Origin of the sequence: Robertmurraya siralis (assembly GCF_005502275.1) — a bacterium.
GTDB lineage: Bacteria > Bacillota > Bacilli > Bacillales > Cytobacillaceae > Robertmurraya > Robertmurraya siralis.
The window spans coordinates 31,452-50,524 of record NZ_SWLZ01000003.1 but is presented as its reverse complement, the minus strand read 5'-3'; the positions used below and the strand labels follow the sequence as shown (position 1 = coordinate 50,524).

At 37.6% G+C, this 19,073-nt stretch carries 18 protein-coding genes, 1 pseudogene, 2 riboswitches and 1 other annotated feature; of the genes and pseudogenes, 11 read left to right on the top strand and 8 right to left on the bottom strand.

Going from position 1 to position 19,073, the window contains the following annotated elements:
- Positions 1–253: 253 nt before the first annotated feature.
- Positions 254–1,171, bottom strand: coding sequence for an SDR family oxidoreductase (locus FCJ93_RS05270; protein WP_095306281.1), 918 nt, complete (start codon positions 1,169–1,171; stop codon positions 254–256).
- Positions 1,172–1,298: 127 nt separating this feature from the next.
- On the opposite strand from FCJ93_RS05270, the gene FCJ93_RS24790 reads away from it, so the two are divergent.
- Entirely contained in the window at positions 1,299–1,460 is a 162-nt protein-coding gene (locus FCJ93_RS24790) for a hypothetical protein (protein WP_170211214.1), read from the top strand.
- 63 nt (positions 1,461–1,523) lie between these two features.
- On the opposite strand, the pseudogene FCJ93_RS05265 reads toward FCJ93_RS24790, so the two are convergent.
- Positions 1,524–2,159: pseudogene (locus FCJ93_RS05265) on the bottom strand (potassium channel family protein).
- Between the two features lie 124 nt (positions 2,160–2,283).
- Here FCJ93_RS05265 and FCJ93_RS05260 point away from each other — a divergent pair.
- On the top strand, positions 2,284–4,263 hold the full coding sequence (locus FCJ93_RS05260; protein ID WP_137743089.1) for an acetoacetate--CoA ligase: 1,980 nt from the start codon (positions 2,284–2,286) through the stop codon (positions 4,261–4,263).
- 46 nt (positions 4,264–4,309) lie between these two features.
- Here the strand turns inward: FCJ93_RS05260 and FCJ93_RS05255 are convergent, their stop codons facing one another.
- Positions 4,310–5,851 (bottom strand): 2-isopropylmalate synthase, encoded by a 1,542-nt coding sequence (locus FCJ93_RS05255; protein ID WP_137743088.1) that lies wholly within the window; start codon positions 5,849–5,851, stop codon positions 4,310–4,312.
- Positions 5,852–5,995: 144 nt separating this feature from the next.
- Positions 5,996–6,225: a binding site (T-box leader), on the bottom strand.
- Between the two features lie 388 nt (positions 6,226–6,613).
- Here FCJ93_RS05255 and FCJ93_RS05250 point away from each other — a divergent pair.
- Together FCJ93_RS05250 and FCJ93_RS05245 are read left to right on the top strand one after the other, a co-directional pair.
- Positions 6,614–6,808 carry an IDEAL domain-containing protein gene (locus tag FCJ93_RS05250; RefSeq protein WP_095306277.1) on the top strand — a complete coding sequence of 65 codons (195 nt, stop codon included), beginning with the start codon at positions 6,614–6,616 and terminating at the stop codon, positions 6,806–6,808.
- A gap of 84 nt (positions 6,809–6,892) precedes the next feature.
- Entirely contained in the window at positions 6,893–7,330 is a 438-nt protein-coding gene (locus FCJ93_RS05245; protein WP_095306276.1) for a hypothetical protein, read from the top strand.
- Positions 7,331–7,396: 66 nt separating this feature from the next.
- On the opposite strand, the gene FCJ93_RS05240 is transcribed toward FCJ93_RS05245, so the two are convergent.
- Positions 7,397–7,987, bottom strand: a complete 591-nt coding sequence (locus FCJ93_RS05240; RefSeq protein ID WP_095306275.1) for a TetR/AcrR family transcriptional regulator — start codon at positions 7,985–7,987, stop codon at positions 7,397–7,399.
- A 224-nt stretch (positions 7,988–8,211) separates the two neighbouring features.
- Between FCJ93_RS05240 and FCJ93_RS05235 the strand changes: the two genes are divergently transcribed.
- Positions 8,212–9,360 carry a CaiB/BaiF CoA transferase family protein gene (locus FCJ93_RS05235; protein WP_170211222.1) on the top strand — a complete coding sequence of 383 codons (1,149 nt, stop codon included), beginning with the start codon at positions 8,212–8,214 and terminating at the stop codon, positions 9,358–9,360.
- A gap of 221 nt (positions 9,361–9,581) precedes the next feature.
- On the opposite strand, the gene FCJ93_RS05230 is transcribed toward FCJ93_RS05235, so the two are convergent.
- The gene (locus tag FCJ93_RS05230; RefSeq protein ID WP_170211213.1) at positions 9,582–10,499 is read right to left on the bottom strand and encodes a MerR family transcriptional regulator; all 918 of its coding nucleotides are present in this window, start codon (positions 10,497–10,499) and stop codon (positions 9,582–9,584) included.
- A 421-nt stretch (positions 10,500–10,920) separates the two neighbouring features.
- Here FCJ93_RS05230 and FCJ93_RS05225 point away from each other — a divergent pair, with 421 nt between their 5' ends.
- The gene (locus tag FCJ93_RS05225; protein ID WP_095306272.1) at positions 10,921–11,913 is read left to right on the top strand and encodes a zinc-binding dehydrogenase; all 993 of its coding nucleotides are present in this window, start codon (positions 10,921–10,923) and stop codon (positions 11,911–11,913) included.
- A gap of 230 nt (positions 11,914–12,143) precedes the next feature.
- Positions 12,144–12,932 (top strand): ABC transporter ATP-binding protein, encoded by a 789-nt coding sequence (locus FCJ93_RS05220; protein WP_137743087.1) that lies wholly within the window; start codon positions 12,144–12,146, stop codon positions 12,930–12,932.
- 19 nt (positions 12,933–12,951) lie between these two features.
- Here FCJ93_RS05220 and FCJ93_RS05215 read toward each other — a convergent pair whose 3' ends face one another.
- Positions 12,952–14,136: an MFS transporter gene (locus tag FCJ93_RS05215; protein ID WP_095306270.1), complete on the bottom strand. Its 1,185-nt coding sequence runs from the start codon at positions 14,134–14,136 to the stop codon at positions 12,952–12,954.
- Between the two features lie 234 nt (positions 14,137–14,370).
- On the opposite strand from FCJ93_RS05215, the gene FCJ93_RS05210 reads away from it, so the two are divergent.
- Positions 14,371–15,732, top strand: a complete 1,362-nt coding sequence (locus FCJ93_RS05210; RefSeq protein ID WP_137743086.1) for an aspartate kinase — start codon at positions 14,371–14,373, stop codon at positions 15,730–15,732.
- An 88-nt stretch (positions 15,733–15,820) separates the two neighbouring features.
- Here the strand turns inward: FCJ93_RS05210 and FCJ93_RS24785 are convergent, their stop codons facing one another.
- Positions 15,821–15,994, bottom strand: coding sequence for a hypothetical protein (locus FCJ93_RS24785; protein WP_170211212.1), 174 nt, complete (start codon positions 15,992–15,994; stop codon positions 15,821–15,823).
- Positions 15,995–16,124: 130 nt separating this feature from the next.
- Here FCJ93_RS24785 and FCJ93_RS05205 point away from each other — a divergent pair, with 130 nt between their 5' ends.
- The gene (locus tag FCJ93_RS05205; protein WP_137743085.1) at positions 16,125–17,333 is read left to right on the top strand and encodes an alanyl-tRNA editing protein; all 1,209 of its coding nucleotides are present in this window, start codon (positions 16,125–16,127) and stop codon (positions 17,331–17,333) included.
- A 60-nt stretch (positions 17,334–17,393) separates the two neighbouring features.
- On the opposite strand, the gene FCJ93_RS05200 is transcribed toward FCJ93_RS05205, so the two are convergent.
- Positions 17,394–17,636, bottom strand: a complete 243-nt coding sequence (locus tag FCJ93_RS05200) for a hypothetical protein (RefSeq protein WP_095306267.1) — start codon at positions 17,634–17,636, stop codon at positions 17,394–17,396.
- 310 nt (positions 17,637–17,946) lie between these two features.
- Positions 17,947–18,045: riboswitch (TPP riboswitch) on the top strand.
- A gap of 58 nt (positions 18,046–18,103) precedes the next feature.
- On the opposite strand from FCJ93_RS05200, the gene thiT reads away from it, so the two are divergent.
- Together thiT and FCJ93_RS05190 are read left to right on the top strand one after the other, a co-directional pair.
- Positions 18,104–18,676 carry an energy-coupled thiamine transporter ThiT gene (gene thiT, locus FCJ93_RS05195; RefSeq protein WP_095306266.1) on the top strand — a complete coding sequence of 191 codons (573 nt, stop codon included), beginning with the start codon at positions 18,104–18,106 and terminating at the stop codon, positions 18,674–18,676.
- 57 nt (positions 18,677–18,733) lie between these two features.
- Positions 18,734–18,841: riboswitch (SAM riboswitch) on the top strand.
- A gap of 84 nt (positions 18,842–18,925) precedes the next feature.
- Positions 18,926–19,069 carry a Fur-regulated basic protein FbpA gene (locus tag FCJ93_RS05190; protein ID WP_137743084.1) on the top strand — a complete coding sequence of 48 codons (144 nt, stop codon included), beginning with the start codon at positions 18,926–18,928 and terminating at the stop codon, positions 19,067–19,069.
- The last annotated feature ends 4 nt before the right edge of the window (positions 19,070–19,073 follow it).

Genomic DNA, 19,073 nt, shown 5'->3' with positions numbered 1-19,073 from the left:
TTGTCGAAAAATAGTATAAAATAAATATATCAAAATTTTCAGAAACAATCAAATGACAACTGGTAAAAACAAGAATATTTACAGAGATTTTACAATGTAAATAATTTTTTATACTATATTTGCTTATGCGCAGTGCAGGGGAAAGTAAAATTATGGATTGATGGAAGAATTGTGAGGGAGAGATAACATTTGAGAGAGTCAATATCGAATCAGGTATATTATAGGGAAAGACAGGAAATTTTCCTGTCTTATATTAAGTTGCCATTACTTGACCACCGTTAACATGGAGAGTTTGCCCTGTAACAAATCTAGAGTCATCCGAAGCCAAATAAACAAAGGTTGGAGCCAACTCAAATGGCTGACCTTGACGCTCCATTGGATTTCCTGCAAGTGTTACCTCGTCAGAAGAGAAACTTGCCGGGATTAACGGTGTCCAAATCCTCCCCGGTGCCACGGCATTGACTCGAATCCCGTCTTTTACGAGGCTATTGGCTAGAGCCCTTGTAAATCCAACGTTGGCAGCTTTCGTGGCAGTGTAATCGATTAATTGTTCAAACCCTACATATGCAACGACAGATGCAGTGTTAATGATCGAGCTTCCAGCTTTTAAATGGGGCAGTGCCGCTCTTGTTGTATAAAAATGAGAGTAAATATTTACTTTGAAAGTATCATCAAATTGTTCATCACTTATATCGAGTAAACTTAACTGTTGGAATTGGATTCCAACATGATTGCATAGGACGTCAAGTTTTCCAAATGCTGCGATTGTTTTCTCGACAATATCAATACATTGTTGTTTGTTTCGCAAATCTCCAGGTAGGAGAATACATTTTTGTCCTAATTGTTCGATTCTGTTTTTGGTGCGATTTGCATCTTCGTGTTCATCTAAATAAGATATGGCAACATTTGCTCCTTCTTTGGCAAAGGCAATCGCGACTGCAGCACCGATCCCACTGTCACCGCCAGTGATAAGCGCAATCTTTCCTTTTAGCTTTTCGCTCCCTTTATAATTAGGATTTTCAATAATTGGTTTTGGCACCATGTATTTTTCTACTCCAGGCTGACGAAATTGCCGCTGTTCCGGTACGGTAATAGGAATTTCTTGAAATTGTGTAATTCTTCCGAAGTTTGGGTACATGGGATAATCGTTTATATTTTCATGTTTTGACATGATGGCCTCCTAAAAACGTTATTCTGAGTTACTCTATGAAACTGAAGTAAATTTAGTGCATTTGTACTGGCTCATTTTAAAAAGCAAAGAATACCGTGTTAACAAATTGGCATTGGGGGGAGAGGAAGTGAACGAATATAAACAAGAAGTTATATATTTACTTGTGAATGATTCAGAGGAAAGAGTAGAAGTATCCTACGGTGATAAGTTTTTTGAGTTACCGTTAATAGGAAAAAGACCGCCATATTATGCATATCCAAAATATGAACCGAATTACCCTATTATATAGATGAGAAAAAATGATTGGCTTTTAGATGATTGATGACGAGTAGCGACCTGTGAGAATATGTGCTTAAACAGCGCCGTTTTCAAAGCGCTGAATATCGTCATTTTCACCAATGACAATGAGGATGTCCCCAGAATAGACGATTTCTTCAGCAGATGGGGAGATGATTATGTCTCCTTCTCTCTGAAGGCCAATAATATTACATCCAAATTTTGTTCTTACATTTAATTCAGCTAATGTTTGTGCATGTATTTTTGCTGAAGCCAAAATTTCCACAATGCTGTGATGTTCCGAAAGTTCAATATAGTCAATGACTTTGTCAGATATTATATGGTGAGCAATTCGTTTAGCCATATCCTTCTCTGGATGTATTACTCGGTCAACCCCGATTATTTCCCGCACCTTACGATGATAAGTATTTACTGCTTTTGTCCACACTTTGTTAATCCCTAAATCCTTTAATAATAAAGTAACAAGTACACTTTTATCAATATCAGTGCCTAGAGAGACGATGGCATGATCCATGTTTTTTATTTCGACCTCTTTTCATCTTGTTTCGTTAAGGGCATCAGCATGAACGGCATTTGTAGCAAATTGTTCGTATTTTTCGACCAGCTCCTTATTTTTATCGATGGCCAAGACGTCGATGCCAGGTACACTAAATTCTTCAACAAGACTTCCGCCGAAGCGCCCTAAACCAATTACGGCAAATTGCTATTTCATGTTATCCTCCACAAAATTTTTTAATAGAATTTCCACTAAATGAAATTTTTATCAAACATTTAATTATTCCGAATATTATAATATAGAGAAGGGGTGGATCCGTATGGGACAATTGGTGAAAGAAGGAGAGCTTCTTTGGCAGCCTTCGGACGACTTTCAGAAGCAATCCAATATGGTGGATTATATGAAGTGGCTGCAAAGCAATAAGAATCTCCATTTTAAAAATTATGAAGAAATGTGGAAATGGTCTGTCACTGAGATCGAATCATTTTGGGAATCTTTATGGGATTATTTTCTTATAAAATCAACTGCAGACTATTTACAAGTATTATCAGAGCGGAAAATGCCGGGTGCTAAATGGTTTACTGGGGCTAAGTTAAATTATGCGGAACATATATTTCGAAATGTAAATGAAAATGATATAGCTATCCTTGCAAAATCGGAGCTTCGTCCATTAGAAAAAATGACCTGGTCAACTTTGAACAAAAATGTTGCTGCCTTTGCAGCAGGTCTCAAAAAAAGTGGAATTAAAAAAGGAGACCGTGTTGCTGCTTATCTTCCCAACATTCCAGAAGCAATAATCGCTTTTTTAGCATGCGCAAGTATCGGTGCAGTGTGGTCAAGTGCTTCACCAGATTTTGGAGCACCAACGGTGGTTGAACGTTTTAAACAGATAGAACCAAAGCTTCTTATTGCTGTTGATGGATATCGTTATGGTGGCAAGAATTTTAATCGTATGAAAACGGTAAAAGATATTAAGAAAGCGATCCCAACGATTGGGATGACAGTAATGCTGCCATATTTGAATGAAGAATTTTCGTGTGATGAATGTAAAAGCACCATGCTCTGGAAGCAGTTCATCGCTGAAGTAGATGATGAGACTTTGCAATTTCTTCCTTTAGATTTTGAACATCCGTTATGGATCTTATTTTCATCTGGTACGACCGGGATTCCGAAAGCTATTGTTCAAGGTCATGGTGGCATATTGCTGGAGCATCTTAAACAATGTGTACTACATATGGATTTAAAAAGAGGAGAGCGTTTTTTCTGGTTTACAACCACAGGTTGGATGATGTGGAATGTTGTTGTTAGTGGTCTACTCGCAGGATCAGCAATTGTACTTTATGACGGTAGCCCTGGATTTCCTACACTTGATAATCTTTGGCAATTTGCCGCTGAAACAGAAACCACTCTATTTGGAACAAGTGCAAGCTTTCTTCTTTCGTGTATGAATAAACAAATTGAACCTTCCAAATTTAATCTTTCCCATTTGAAAACAATTGGCTCTACGGGCTCACCATTGCCCCCGGAAGGGTTTTCGTGGGTCTATAGCCATGTGAAACATGATTTATGGTTAGCTTCAGTAAGTGGAGGAACGGATATTTGTTCAGCATTTGTCGGTGGATCACCGCTAATGCCTGTCCATGCTGGAGAAATTCAATGCAGAGAATTGGGAGCAAAAGTCGAGGCTTTCAATGATGAAGGTGAAAGTGTAATGAATGAAGTTGGAGAGCTTGTATTAACGGAGCCAATGCCATCAATGCCCCTCTATTTTTGGAACGATCAAAACGGTGAGCGCTATTCCGAAAGTTATTTTTCCTTCTATCCAGGTGTTTGGAGACATGGGGATTGGATAAAAATATTTTCAAAAGGCAGTTGCCAAATATATGGTCGTTCTGATTCCACCATCAATAGGGGAGGGATTAGAATAGGGACGAGTGAAATATATAGTGCCGTCGAAGGTATGGAAGAAATCGCCGATAGTCTTGTTATCGACGTATGCAATAACATTGTGCTATTTGTTGTCTTAGAAAAAGGAAACTTATTAACTGAGGCTTTTGCAACAAGGATTCGCAAACAAATTCGCCAAGTTTGTTCCCCAAGGCATATTCCTAATCAGATTTATGAGATTACATCTGTCCCGCGTACACTAAATGGTAAAAAATTAGAAGTGCCCATTAAAAGGATACTTACGGGAACGCCTGTTTCAAAGGCGGTTAACATTGGCTCATTGAGTAATCCTCATTCACTCGATTTTTTTATCAAGTTTGCCGAAAGGATCCAAAGCCCAGATCCATTATAAGGGGGCTGGGCTTTTGAATTTTCATGCATCTGGTTCTAATATTACGTTAGTTCTTTATTTCTGCAGAAGCATAGCTCGATTGAAGGCTAACAACTCGATTAATGGCGTCAATATAGGCGCTCGCACTGGCAAAAATAATATCTACGTGAATGGCTCTGCCTTGGTATAAGGCTTCCTCATGTTTGATTTTAACAAAAACTTCACCAATAGAGTCTTTCCCCCTGGAAATCGATTTTATTTTGTAGTCAATCAGTTCTGCCTTTATGTTTAGACCTTGATCAATCCCTTTATAAATTGCATCAATCGGACCATTGCCTTCAGCAATTCCTTCTATAACGCTTCCGTCTTCTTTCAAAATATGGACGAAAGCCCGATAGTCTTTGTTTGCTAACACTTGCAGACTAAGGTCTTTAAATGTGTAGGTCGAGGTCTGCTCACTCGTTTTTGTCTCCAGTAAAGCAATGATATCTTCATCAAAAATCTCTTTTTTGCGATCAGCCAGCTCTTTGAATTTTGTAAATACTTCCTTTAGCTGCTCTTGCGTAATGGAATATCCAAGCTCTTCATAACGCTTCTTTAATGCGTTTCTTCCTGATAGCTTTCCGAGAACAAGCTTAGTTTCAACAAAGCCAACACTTTCAGGCTTAAGAATTTCATATGTTGTTTTATCCTTAATGACCCCATCCTGATGAATCCCAGATGAATGGGCAAAGGCGTTATTGCCTATCACTGCTTTGTTTGGGGGCACGCTTACCCCAGTCAGCCTGCTAATAAGCTTGCTTGTTTTAGCGATTTCTGTTAGGTTGATACCCGTTTCCTTTTGATAATAATCTTTTCTTGTCTCAAGGAGGGCTGCAACCTCTTCTAAAGCAACATTACCTGCTCTTTCACCTATTCCGTTGACACAGCCTTCTACTTGGAGTGCTCCAGCTTTAATGGCAGCAATGCTATTGCTGGCAGCCAAGCCTAAATCATCATGACAGTGGCAACTAAGTCTTACATTTTCTACGCCTTTTGTATGTTCGAGGATATATTGAAAAAGTTGAGCATACTCCTCAGGGGTTGTATAGCCAACCGTATCCGGAAAGTTTAATACAGTTGCACCGGCCTCAATAACATGCTCTGCAACCTCTCTTAAAAAATCAAGCTCAGTTCTTGTTGCATCCTCACAGGAAAATTCAACGTGCTTGAAATATTGTGCTGCATAAGAGACGCATTCAACTGCTTTTTTGATAACTTCCTCTTTGGACATAAATAATTTCTTCTCGCGATGAATGGGGGAAGTAGCGATGAAGATATGTATCCCCACGTTCTCAATTCCGGTAAAGGCGTTGATGACAGCATCAATATCTCCTTTGTTTGCTCGTGCTAAACTAACAACGAGCGGTTTTGTCACAGCGTTTGCAACGGCTCTGACTGCTGCTGCGTCACCAGGTGAAGCGGCAGCAAAACCGGCTTCAATGACATCAATTCCAAGCTGTTCCAAGCGAAGTGCAATTTCAACCTTCTCCTCTTGATTTAAATTAACACCAGGTGTCTGCTCCCCATCTCTTAAAGTTGTATCAAAAAAATACACTCTTTCATTCATTGACATTACCTCCCAATTGTTAAGTACCAGCTTTTCTCATACATTATGTTAAACACCATTGTTGCAAAATTATGGCCACTCATCTTGCAGCAGACAACAGTATCAAATAACATAAATATAAATAAAAAAACCTTAACTACGACATTGAGGGACGAGCATACTCGTGGTACCACCCTCATTTACTGCTCCTCACGGATAACAGTCTTCGCAAGTTAAGATTTAACTTCACAAATTAACGATTGTGAATCGTTTCTTCCTACTGTTTTCAGAAGAAAGTTTCAAAGGCGAGTTGGAAAAAATTCTTCACCTGTTTGCACCAACCACAGGTTCTCTAGAGAAGAAAACATTTTCCTGCTCCTTATCATCAACTTTTTTACAATATTTAAAATTCGAAATTTTAAAATATAATACTACATAAAAGAAAGAAATGCAATACATGATTCATTTAAAGTGTTAAATTATTATTTGGAAGCGACAGGCTGTTTATCACAGCAGGGGAGAATAGATAGGAATTTCCGTCAATGGGTGAAAGAATTGCATTTTTTTAAAAATTATGAATTATGTTTATCTAAGTGTTAGTTTCTAATTTGGTAATGACGAAGCAAAAAGGGGAGTTGCAAAATGGCGATTAAGCATAAATGGATAAACCTGAAGCTAAATCGGAAGTTATAAAAAGAAAAAATATTTCACTATAATAGAGAAAAAATTGAATTGTTAGATAATTCATGCTATACTTAATAAAAGTTAAGGAGTTGATTTCCCATGAATAAGGATTTGCTTAAGTTACCCGAACCGTCAATTGAGGAGCAGTTGTCAATGTTAGCAGAGCAGGTTTTAAACGAATCTTTGATTTCCTACAAAAAAGAAAAGCTAAAGAAGGAAATCGACAAATCCTTACAAGAACGTAATAAAGAGGAATTTCTTCGACTATCTTCAGAGCTAAATAATATTTCTTAACATTTTCGACAGTCTGTTTGACAGACTGTCTTGTTTTTTACATATATTGTTATTTTCTGGGGATAATAGTTTTGAGGTGAGGTCATGGTTAGAAAAATACTTTCGCTTGTTGTATTGCTGACTTTATTTATTTTCAGCCTTCAAGTAAATGCAAAAGCGATTCAAATTGAAATTTTCCATATTAATAAAGGGAAGGTTATAAAAGAAGAGCCAAGCACTGACCATATTCAGCGAGAAGTGGTGACAATTCTTGAAGGGATTACAGATGTATACCGTGGATTTGAACCGATACCTCAGAAAGGTTATATGGTAAAAATTCCGTTGGAAAATGCAGTCGAAGTAAAAAACAAATGGTTGAACACATCGGTTAATGAAGTTATCTTAATTTTCCCGGAATATGAAAATCCTCATTTAATGGTCTTCGGCGCAGAAAATAGTCATTATTTCTTTCATTTTGATACTTCTGTTGATGAAATTCTTTCAGAGTTAGGGCTCAGGTTTAAAGGACAGAGGAAGGAATAAAATAGAAGAAAATCGTGCCCGCCTCGTGTAAAACGAAAAAGGACGGGCACGATAGAAGTGAACTTATTATGGCAGAACCATTTTTAATAAATAGTGAGCAAAAGTTTCAGCTAATTGTTCGCCCGTTTTTTCCCCCTCAGGATTATACCACTCTTGAATCCAGTTCAGTGCTCCTAAAATAATCATTCTGACCATTTTTATGTCAATGCATTGAAATTCTTTCTTCTCCATTCCCTCATGTAAAATTTGATCAAAATATGCTGCATACTCCGTTCTGGACTTCAGAATTTCATGCAAATATTCATCAGTGAAATGCTGATTGGGCTTATCCATCACCATAAAAATCGATTTTTCATTGGTTGCCAGCATGATGTGTGCTTTTACGGCTCTTTCTAGTTTTTCTTTCGCTGTTATGGGGCTGTTTATAATTTCCTCCATATTTTGAATACTTTTATTCATAATCATTTGATGACAGTGAAAAAGAAGATCATCTTTATTTTTGAAATAATAATACATCGATCCTTTCGTCATTAACAGCTTTGCTGCAACTTCCTCCATTGTTGTACCATGATAGCCCTTTTCAGCAAATACTGCAGCGGCAGAGCGGAGGATCTCTTCTTTTTTCTTAGCAATTTTTCTTTCTTTAAAAGAGGACATCTTAACTCTCCAATCTTATTCTATAATTTTATTGTTACTATTATAAAACCATATAAAAAACGATTATTAAAGTGAAATATGTAAAATTATCAGAAATAGCACCATTTTGTGAAAATAATGTGCTGATTTGAATTTCTGGTTAAAAATATACTAATTGTAAAAATGACTGAATATTGTTACGATTATGATAATTTATCCTAGTTAAGGAGTGAAATACTTTGTCCATGCCATTAAATGGAGTGCGAGTATTGGATTTAACGAGACTGTTGCCTGGGCCATATGCTTCGCTATTATTAGCAGACTTTGGAGCTGATGTAATTAAGATCGAAGAGCCTAATTTAGGTGATTATGCCCGCTTATATGAACCGAAATTTACTCATTCCAGTGCTATGTTTCATTCGCTAAATCGTAATAAGAGAAGCGTTGCTCTTAATCTCAAAAATGAAGAGGATAAAAAAATATTTCTAGATTTAGTAAGGAGTGCTGACGTTCTATTGGAATCATTTCGCCCAGGAGTGATGGCAAGGCTTGGGCTTGGATACGAAGATTTAAAGGAGGTAAACGCAAAATTAATATATTGTGCTATAACAAGCTACGGTCAATCGGGTCCGTATAAAGATGTTCCTGGTCATGATATCAACTTTTTAAGCTTTTCAGGATTATTAAACTTGCAGGGAGAGAAAGGGGGGCGGCCAATACTATCACCTGTACAAATTGGTGATATTGGTGGCGGTTCCTTAATGGCAACGATTGGAATTCTCCTTGCCCTTATTGATGCCAGAAAAACAGGAAAGGGACAGTTTATTGATATTTCTATGCTTGATGGAACAATATCATGGATGCAGGCTATTCTCCCTGAATATTTAACGATGAACAAAGAGCTTCCTAGAGGGGAACATCTTTTAAATGGTGGGCGGGCATGCTATCAAATTTACGAAACAAAAGATAGCAGGTTCTTATCTGTCGGTGCATTGGAATTTAAGTTTTGGGAGGAATTTTGTCGTGTTATTGATAAAAAAGAATTAATTCCATATCATGAGGCCCCAGATGAAGAACAAATGAAGATGATAAACGAAATACAAGCGAGTATTGAAGAAAAAACGTTACAAGAATGGGAGCAGTTATTTGAGCATGTTGATGCTTGTGTTTCACCAATTTTGACTTTGGAGGAAATGCTCGACCATCCGCAAATCAAGCATCGGCAAATGATCGAAGAAGTATATCATCCACAAGCGGGTGTAATGAGACAAATTGCCAACCCAATAAAACTTTCAAGAGCAAAGGTCAAGACTTTTCGACAAGCTCCTTCACTTGGCGAAAACAACGAGGAGATCATTTATGAACTAAAAAAAATGAGTGAAGGTAGACCGTGACAAACTGAAATTTTCGGGTTTGCCTACGGTCTCTTTTTTTCAGAATAGAATAGGCTAATCATGTAGCATTATGAAGAAAGGTGGACACCTCTCGTAAAGCGGATGATTACACCATCAATTGAGTAAAACAGCGCGAGGATTGAAGGAAAACTCGATCAAATAATCTATGCAGGAACGGACTCGAGCTTAATGGTTCTGTAGCAGCATCCTAAGTTTTCTTTTCACCACCATCTCCACCAACTTTTTCTTTTTGCTTTTCCTGCTGCGACTTCTCGATACGTTGAAAGCATTCCTTGAAAGGCTTCTTCCCGATCTCGTATTTCCTGTGCCGACTGCTGCAATTCATTGACTTTATTAAGGATTGTGTCTTGCTTTGTTTCGAGTGTTCCTATTAATCGTTTCACGTCTCTTCTTGAATCCGTCATCGTTCTCGACACTTTTTTCCATGTAGTATGATGTTCTTTTGTTGTAAAGGCAGAGGTTTCGTTTAATTTTTCCGTGATTCTTTCAAAAGTATCCTGTGAAGAGGCAGCAACTTGTTCAGATAAGGCTTCGAATGATTCGGAAGTATGTTCTGATGCCTCGCTGATGGCACTCGAAAGTGTTAGGAGCTCGCCTTTACGTTTGTCATTTGCCCGCTGAATCGATTTTGAAATTTCTTTAATAGAATGAAGGGAGGAAGAAGCAATCTCTGCCTTAAGATTTTCTGTTATTTGCTGTTGATTGAAAGTCAATTCTTGTTTGATTTCATTGACGATATCCTGTTTGTATAAATCCATGATCGAGTATACTTCAGAAGCATGTAATTGAGAGGGCAACTCTCTTTCATTCTGTTCAACGGAGGGAACGGATAATCCAGTTTCGAATGATTCAGAAGTATGCTCTGAATGGTTTGCAAAGTGTTTTTGTAATAATGTGCGGATCATTTCTTTACTGACATTTTGCTCACGCATTTCTTTAACCTTTTTTAACAAATTGATTTCGTTTTCTGTGAAAAATCGTGCTCCTTGTTTTGTACGCGGAATTACTAAAAGACCATTAAGATCCTTTTCCCATTGCCTAATCGTACCAGTAGGAATATTGATTTTTTTGGAAACCTCTTTAATTGAATATGCTCTTACCATTTTACCCGTTTGCATATTTTCAATCCTTTCTTTAATTTTGTTATAAACTATATTCTGTTGTAAGGTGTTCATTTTCCTGCCATGTGACAAAACCTATCAAAAGAAGAAAAGAATCTGCAAAAAATTTACGCTTTCTACCTGAGGTACAACTCATGGGATATGCTATAATGGAACTTCAAACAGATCCCACTATTATGGCTCATTATTTCTCGGGAAAGCGCAATACTTGACATTTCCCGCCATTTCTGCCTTCTTTTTTCGAATTTATCGTGTTATGGGAGTGGATTTATCTGAAAATTACTATATTTTCGAAATAATTTGTCGGATTATGATTCGATTAATTTATGCAAGCATTTTCCATGCGTAATGGTTTTTTTCTGTAACGTGACAGAGTATCATATGAATTAGAAATATAAATTTTAAAGAGGTGACAGCTGTGAAAGCATTAGTTCATGAGGGGAAAACAGGGATAAATGGTCTTTCATATCGAGAGATTGAGGAAGATGCACCTAAGGCAGGAGAAGTTAGAGTAAAATTAATGGGGGCAGGGTTGAATCATCGCGATTTATTTACTTTGACTCGTCATAAAGAATCAGATCCGCCTTTAATCATCGGTTCAGATGGAGCAGGAATCATTGAAGCGATTGGAGAGGGAGTGACAAATGTCAAAATAGGTGATGAAGTAATGATTAATCCTGGGTTGGGTTGGAGAGACAAGAGCGATGCACCACCTTCAGGCTTTGAAATCATCGGTCTTCCTTACCATGGAACATTTGCAGAAAAAATTGTCATTCCTGCTGAAAATGCTGTACATAAACCGGAGTATTTAACATGGGATGAGGCAAGTGTTATATCGTTAGCTGCCTTGACTGCATACCGTGCTCTTTTTACGAGAGGGAAGGTCAAAGCAGGAATGAAAGTATTGATTCCTGGAATTGGAAGTGGAGTGGCAACCTTTTTATTGCAGTTTTCAAAAGCTGTCGGAGCAACTGTTTATGTTAGTTCTCGTTCAATCGATAAGTGCGAATGGGCGATGCAAATGGGAGCTGCGAAAGCTTTTGACAGCAATGAAGATTGGAGTAGCGCCCTTGCAGGAGAAAAAATGGACTTGATTATTGAATCTGTTGGCGCGGCAACGTTTAATAAATCGCTTGATCAGCTTCGATCAGGAGGAACAATTGTTACGTTTGGTGCTTCTGCCGGCGACGTTGTTCAATTTGATTTGCGAAGATTCTTCTACGGTCAATTTAACATGTATGGCTCTACGATGGGAAGCGGAGAAGAATATAGAGAAATGCTGCAATTTATGGAACAACATGAGCTCAAGCCAGTGATTGATAAAGTTTATAAGCTGAGCGAATTCAAAGAAGCTTTTGAGAGAATGGAAAAAGCGGAACAGCTTGGAAAAATTGGGTTTTCAATTGGATAATGAAACAATGGGATTCATCCCTTTTTCAGAGTGTCGACAACAGGCTTGAGAATGATACGCTCGAGCCTGTTGTCGTTTTTTGTAAGATTAGCATAATTGGAGAGTTCTTTTTTTATATCCGGATGAATTGATGGAAAATTTAAATCTTTCAGTATAATATATAGGGATAGATTATCATATACAAGATCGCTGTACTGATGATTGTCTTATAAAGAAAGGGATGGATATGAATGATATCTTTAAAAGGGATTACGTTAAAGAGAGATGGAAATGTAATCATAAATGAGCTCGATTGGCAGATTGAAAAGGGAGAGCATTGGGTTCTTTTTGGGCTAAATGGAGCAGGAAAGACAGCAATTCTTAATCTTTTAAACGGCTATCATTTTCCAACAAGCGGTAAGGCGATTGTTTTCGGGAAGGAGTTTGGGAGAGTCGATATTCGTGAATCGATTCGCCGTAAAATTGGCCTCGTTTCATCATCTCTGCAGGAACGTTTTTATAAAACGGATAGCGCTTTTGAAATTGTCTTAAGCGGTGCATTTACATCAATCGGGTTATATGAAACCCCCACTGACGAAATGCGCCAGAAGGCAATCGATCTATTAGAAAGTCTTGGCAGCATTGACTATGCTAATCGCCAATATTCATCCTTATCACAAGGTGAGCGGCAACGAATTTTAATTGCACGTGCACTTATGAATGAGCCAGAACTCCTTATTTTAGATGAACCGACAAATGGTCTTGATTTTATCGCAAGAGAACACTTATTAGAAGTCATTGAAGAGATTGCTTTAAAACACTCTGGACCAACTTTAATTTATGTGACCCACCATGTTGATGAAATATTACCTGTTTTTCAGAAGACATTGCTTTTAAAAAAAGGGGAAGTATTTTCGTCTGGAAAGACAGTTGAGATGATCTCGCAATCTGTTTTATCAGCATTTTTCAATGTCGAAGTGGAGGTTCATTGGCATAATGGTCGACCGCTGATTACGAAAAGAGAGAAAGCTATCCCTTAAGTATAAGGATAGCTCGTTTTTAAGCTCGATTGCTTCTCAAAATGATCATGTAGATTAAAATAGAGATGAACACCGACGCTGCTGAAACAAAATAAATACTGCTATAGCCAAACCAATGGGCAATTTGACCAAAGCAGATGGCGCCGATACCAACCCCTAAATCAAAGAAAGAGAAGAAGGTTGCATTTGCCATCCCTCTTCGATGTGGAGGAGATTCTTTAACAGACCATGCTTGTAAAGCTGGTTGGACTGTGCCAAATCCTAATCCATACAATATTCCAGCGCTATAAAGGAGGTAGCTGTTGGGCAGCCATGCAAGTAGGACCATAGCAATAATAATGAGTAAAGTACCCGGGATATATACAGCGCGATGACCTTTTCTGTCATATAATCTACCTGCGAAGGTTCTTGAGACAAGCAAAGCAAGTGCATACAAAAGGAAGTACCATTCAATCCCAGAAACTCCTTTTTGTAATGCATAGATGGGCAAGAATGATGCAATGCCGCCAAATGTGACCGTTATAAAAAAGAGTAATAACGAAGGAGGAATAGCTGTTTTTTCAAAGAGATCCCATTTTTTATGAGCCACTGTAATAGGCTCAATTTTTTTATAACGAATAAAGGAAGCAAGAATAATTGAAACGAGTCCCAGTAAGGCGCATATTAAAAATAATTGTGTGAACGATATTTTTCCAGCTAATGCTAGTCCAAGCGTAGGACCAAAGGCTAAAGCAATATTCCCTGACAGTCCGTAATAGCCCATGCCCTCTCCACGTTTATTGGCTGGAATCAAATCAGTTGCTATCGTTCCAGATGCTGTTGTTGAATATCCCCATCCAATTCCTTGAACCACTCTCATAATAAAAAGAAAGATTAAACTGTGTACTAGACCGTATGTAGCGACCGACAAAATAAAAATGGCCAAGCCGGTCATAAAAACAAATCTTCTTCCTTTTGTCTCAAGTGCTTTTCCGGCAAATGGTCGCATGACTAAGGCAGAGAATGTGAAGATCCCGACCACCAATCCAATTAATTGATCATTGCCACCAAGTTCTTCAACAAATAAGGGCAAGGTCGGTAAGGTCATTTGAAAGCCAAGAAAAATAAAGAAATTCGAGAATACAATTAAGGAGAAATCTTTCGTCCAAATTTTCTCAGATTGTATGTGTTCTTTCGCTGCTTCTTTTGGAATTGATTGGCTCATGTAAATCTCCTTTCTATATATATTTAGAAACCCTAAATATTATATTACATCATTTACAATAAAAATCCATAATGGTGCTTATTTTTTTCCAGTTAACCACAATTATTCCTCTCCAAAAAAACAAATGTTCACTGTGGGTAGAAAAAGTCTTGATTCTTTCTTCATTTAGGGTGATAATAAGTACTAAATTTTAATATTTGCAAATGAAAATTAAATTAACAGGGGATGTCTGGAATGAAAGTGGTTAAGTTTGGAGGTTCTTCTTTAGCAACAGGTGCCCAACTTGAAAAAGTTTTAGAGATTGTTAAATCAGATCCGGCAAGGAAGATAATTGTGGTATCGGCACCTGGGAAAAGGTACGCTGAAGATATTAAAGTGACAGATTTATTGATTGAATGTGCAATAAAAGTGCTCAGCGGTGAGGATGCTACGAAACTAGTTTCTTTAGTTGTAGAGCGATATGCAAGCATTGCCCATGAACTGGATTTGCCTTCAGAAATTATTGATGAAATTCGCTCCCATCTAGTAGAATTATTGAATAGTAGTCAAGAAAACCGCAATCAATTTATTGATGCGATTAAAGCAAGTGGTGAGGATAGCCATGCTAAGTTGGTAGCGCAGTTTTTTTTAAATAGAGGCATTGAAGCACAATATATTAATCCAAAGGATGCCGGCTTGTATGTGACGAATGAAGCAGGTCATGCTCAAGTTCTTCCAGAATCATATGAGCATCTATATTCATTAAGAGCAAAGAATGGAGTTTTGATTTTTCCAGGATTCTTCGGCTATACGAAAGAGGGTGCCATTGCCACCTTTTCCAGAAGCGGTTCAGATATAACAGGTTCTATACTGGCTAATGGAGTGAAAGCAGATTTATACGAAAATTTCACTGATGTCGACGCTGTTTATTCAGTAAATCCAAATATTGTGGAGAATCCAAACGAAATATCAGAGCTCACGTATCGGGAAATGCGCGAATTATCCTATGCCGGTTTTTCAGTTTTTCACGATGAAGCGCTTATCCCTGCATTCCGCGCAGGTATCCCGGTTCATGTAAAGAATACGAATAATCCCTCTGCACCTGGTACAAAGATTGTTCATCATCGAGAAAAATCGACTGGTCCCGTTGTAGGCATTGCCAGTGATAAAGGATTTTGCAGTATTTATGTAAGCAAGTATCTTATGAATAGAGAAATTGGTTTCGGCCGGAGACTTCTTACTATTTTAGAAGAATATGAAATATCTTATGAGCATATCCCATCTGGAATTGATGAGGTGACGATTATCCTAAGGCAAGATCAGCTCCATCCAGAAACAGAAGAGGATATTTTGGAGCGGATTAAAAATGAACTTTGTGCGGATGAGGTGAAAATTGAACATAATCTTTCGCTCATTATGATTGTAGGAGAAGGAATGAAGCAAAATGTTGGGATTACTGCAAGAGCAGCGCAAGCATTAGCAAGTGCAGGGGTTAATATTGAAATGATTAATCAAGGTTCATCTGAGGTCAGTTTAATGTTCGGTGTAAAGGAAGCCAATGAGAAAAAAGCGGTGAAGGCGATTTATGAAGAGTTTTTTACACCAGTCCTTATTTAAATGGGTCCACAAAGACAACACGAGAACGTGTTGTCTTTTCGCTAAAGGTTTGAAATGGCCATAGACTATGTAATGTTACAAAATTACTCTAGCTAGAAATACTTCGCTCAATTGCACTCTCCCAATCGGGAAAATAATGAAGAGCACTTCTCATAAGAATTGGATTTGCTTTTTTAACAAATTTTTTGCTCATATTGGAGCCATTTGAGTTTAAGCGCTTGATCTCTTCCAGTACTTCAGCAGAACTCATTGTAACTTCCATACTATGACCTCCTTTCTATTATGATTATCTATATCTTCGCCTAGTAAAAAATATTTATTCAAGTTTCTGTATTTTTAGTTAAAATTATTACATAATGAGATAGAAAAAGAACTTGAGAGGACATCTGAAAATGACGGAAAAGCTATTTTATAAAAATGCATACATTAAAGAATTTGTTGCTAAGGGGAGAGGACAAAGACAGGATGAAAATGGTGAGTGGTATGTTGTATTAGATGCTACTGCTTTTTATCCAACTGGTGGAGGACAACCTTTTGATACCGGAACCCTTAACGGGAGAAAGGTTGTAAAAGTGGAAGAAATAGATGGTGAAGTACGCCATTATGTAGAAGAAAAACTAGCAAATATAGAAAAAGTTAGTGGAGAGATTGATTGGCAAAGAAGGTTTGATCATATGCAGCAGCATGCTGGACAGCATATTTTGACAGCTGCCTTTGAAGAATTATTTCAGATTCATACGGTGAGCTTTCATCTCGGTAAAGAAGTGTCGACAATTGATCTTGATCAAGGGCAAATATCAGAGGAACTTTTTTTTGAAGCAGAGAGGAGAGCCAATGAAATTGTTCTTGAAAATCGTCTGATTGAAGCAAAATGGGTATCTCAATCTGAAGCGGCACAGTATAAGTTAAGAAAAGAATTGTCTGTAACAGAGAATATTCGTCTTGTCATAATTCCCGGTTATGATTACAACGGATGTGGCGGAACACATCCATCATCTACAGGAGAAGTTGGGATGATTAAGATTCTTGATTGGGAGAAGCAGAGGAATAAAGTCCGAGTCCATTTTATATGTGGAGATAGAATTAAAACCCAGTTACAACAGAAGCATTCTATTTTGAAAGAGTTGAGCCAATTACTAAGCGCTTCTGAAAAACAATTGCCAATTGCTACCGAAAAACTTCTTGATTTAAACAAATCGCAAGCTAAAGTGATCACAGATTTACAAGAACAATGTATACAGCTGGAAGCTGAACAATTAATGAAGTCATTGAAGGACTGGTCTGGAGCAAAAGTGATTGCAAAAGTGTTTACAAATCGATCGGTTCAACAGCTTCAAAGACTCGCTCACATCATGATTGAACACGGACAAGGAGTTAATGTGTTCTTTATAACCGAGAATCTCGATAAAATCCAGTTCGTTTTTTCGCGTGACAAGGCAGCAAAAATAAATATGAAAACGCTCGCCAATGAGATTTTCCCGCTTATTAATGGGAAAGGTGGTGGGAGTGAATCGACAGTTCAGGGCGGAGGTGAACTTAAAATAACTGGGGAAGAAATCCTGAGCAAGTTGCAGAATTTGCTTTCAAGCCCTAAGGTTTAAAGTCTTTAGCCGATCCATTTCTCTTTTCGAACCTGCAGAAGGGAAATGGATCGAATCATGTTAGAAATAATTAGCTCCTCCTCCACTGCCAATATACGCTAATATATCTTTTAAAGGTGAACCTTCTCCATAAATCATTTCATTTAATATATCCAAAGTCTTATCATTTCTCGACAATCCTCCATCACCAAAGAAGCTGTCGGTGCAACGATGAATGAAAGCCATTTCCCAATCGCTGAGTAATAAAAAAAACCATAGTATTTGACATAATATTCTTATTGTCAATTTTAAGCTTTGTGGCACGACAAAAAACTCCTTTACATTACCAAAAACATCCTGAATATGTAATTTGCTTTTTCCGATGATTTACAAAGGTCAACAGATTGTCTTTTTTAATAAAGGCTTCTTACATATCTTTTTGACTGAATGCATTTGCCAGATTCGTTAATGATTGAATAAGGAGAAAAACAGGGATAAAGGTGATTTTTTTCAATGTGCACCTCACAAGTTTGTGTCCCTTATTTTCCGATATTTCCTGAAATATTATTCTGATTCAAAGAACTACTACACAAATAGGGAGAATTAAGGTATACTGTGTGAGACAATTTATAACGGAAACCACAAGGGGAGCTTATAGCTGAGAGTGAACATTAGTTCTGACCCTTTGAACCTGTTAGTTAATGCTAGCGCAGGGATGTGGATGATTATTTAGATATGATCTCATCATGTTCTCCCTTGTGTTTTCGTTTGAAAAAAAGGGGGATTTTTTTATGAAAAAACTAAGTTTATTGGCTTTAATTGAGGCATCTTTTTTTGCTGCATTTGCCTTAATTTTAGACCTGCTTCCATCTATTGACCTCGGTCCGTGGATATCTATCTCTTTCGCAATGGTACCTATTTTTATTTTAGCTTTTCGCTGGGGCCTTAAAGTTAGTTTTCTCGCGGGATTCATCTGGGGACTATTACAGTTTGCAGTAGGTGATGCTTATTTCTTAACGCCTATTCAATTTTTAATTGAATATTTTGTGGCCTTTGCTTTTATAGGTTTCGCTGGCTTTTTCATTAAACCTATCCAAGCAGAGTTCCAAAAAGGAGATAAAAAGAAGGCTCTTAGCTGGGTAGTAATTGCCATTTTTGTTGGAAGTATTGCCCGGTATTTTTGGCATTTCTTAGCAGGTATCATCTTTTGGGGGAGCTATGCACCAGAAGGTATGTCTCCGGTTATATATTCGCTCGTTGTTAATGGAGGTGCAATGCTGGGTTCAGCCATTTTATGTGCGATAGTTTTACTTGCGTTATTAAGTAATGCCCCTAGACTTATCAAAGTTCGTGCCATTAGATGATTGACAGAATGATTGAACTGATTTATAGTAATCCTATAAATTTAATATGATTAATTTCACTTATCCAGAGAGGCGGAGGGATTTGGCCCTAAGAAACCTCGGCAACAGACTCGTTTCAAGAGAACTGTGCCAATTCCAACAAGCATTGCGCTTGAAAGATAAGATGAGCGGTTAAAGGCAAAACCTCTTCTTACTTGAACGGATCTTGATAAGAAGAGGTTTTTTTTCGCTCGCAAGGAGGAATAGATAATGAATGAAAGAGATCTGCTCATTGAAAGATTGCTTGACTTTGGAATCTATAAGATCAATGATAAGCAGCTATTTGAATTACCTATTGTTGATTTGGAGCAGGAACTAAAAAAAATCATGCAAAATAAAGGGAATGATGGTTAAGATG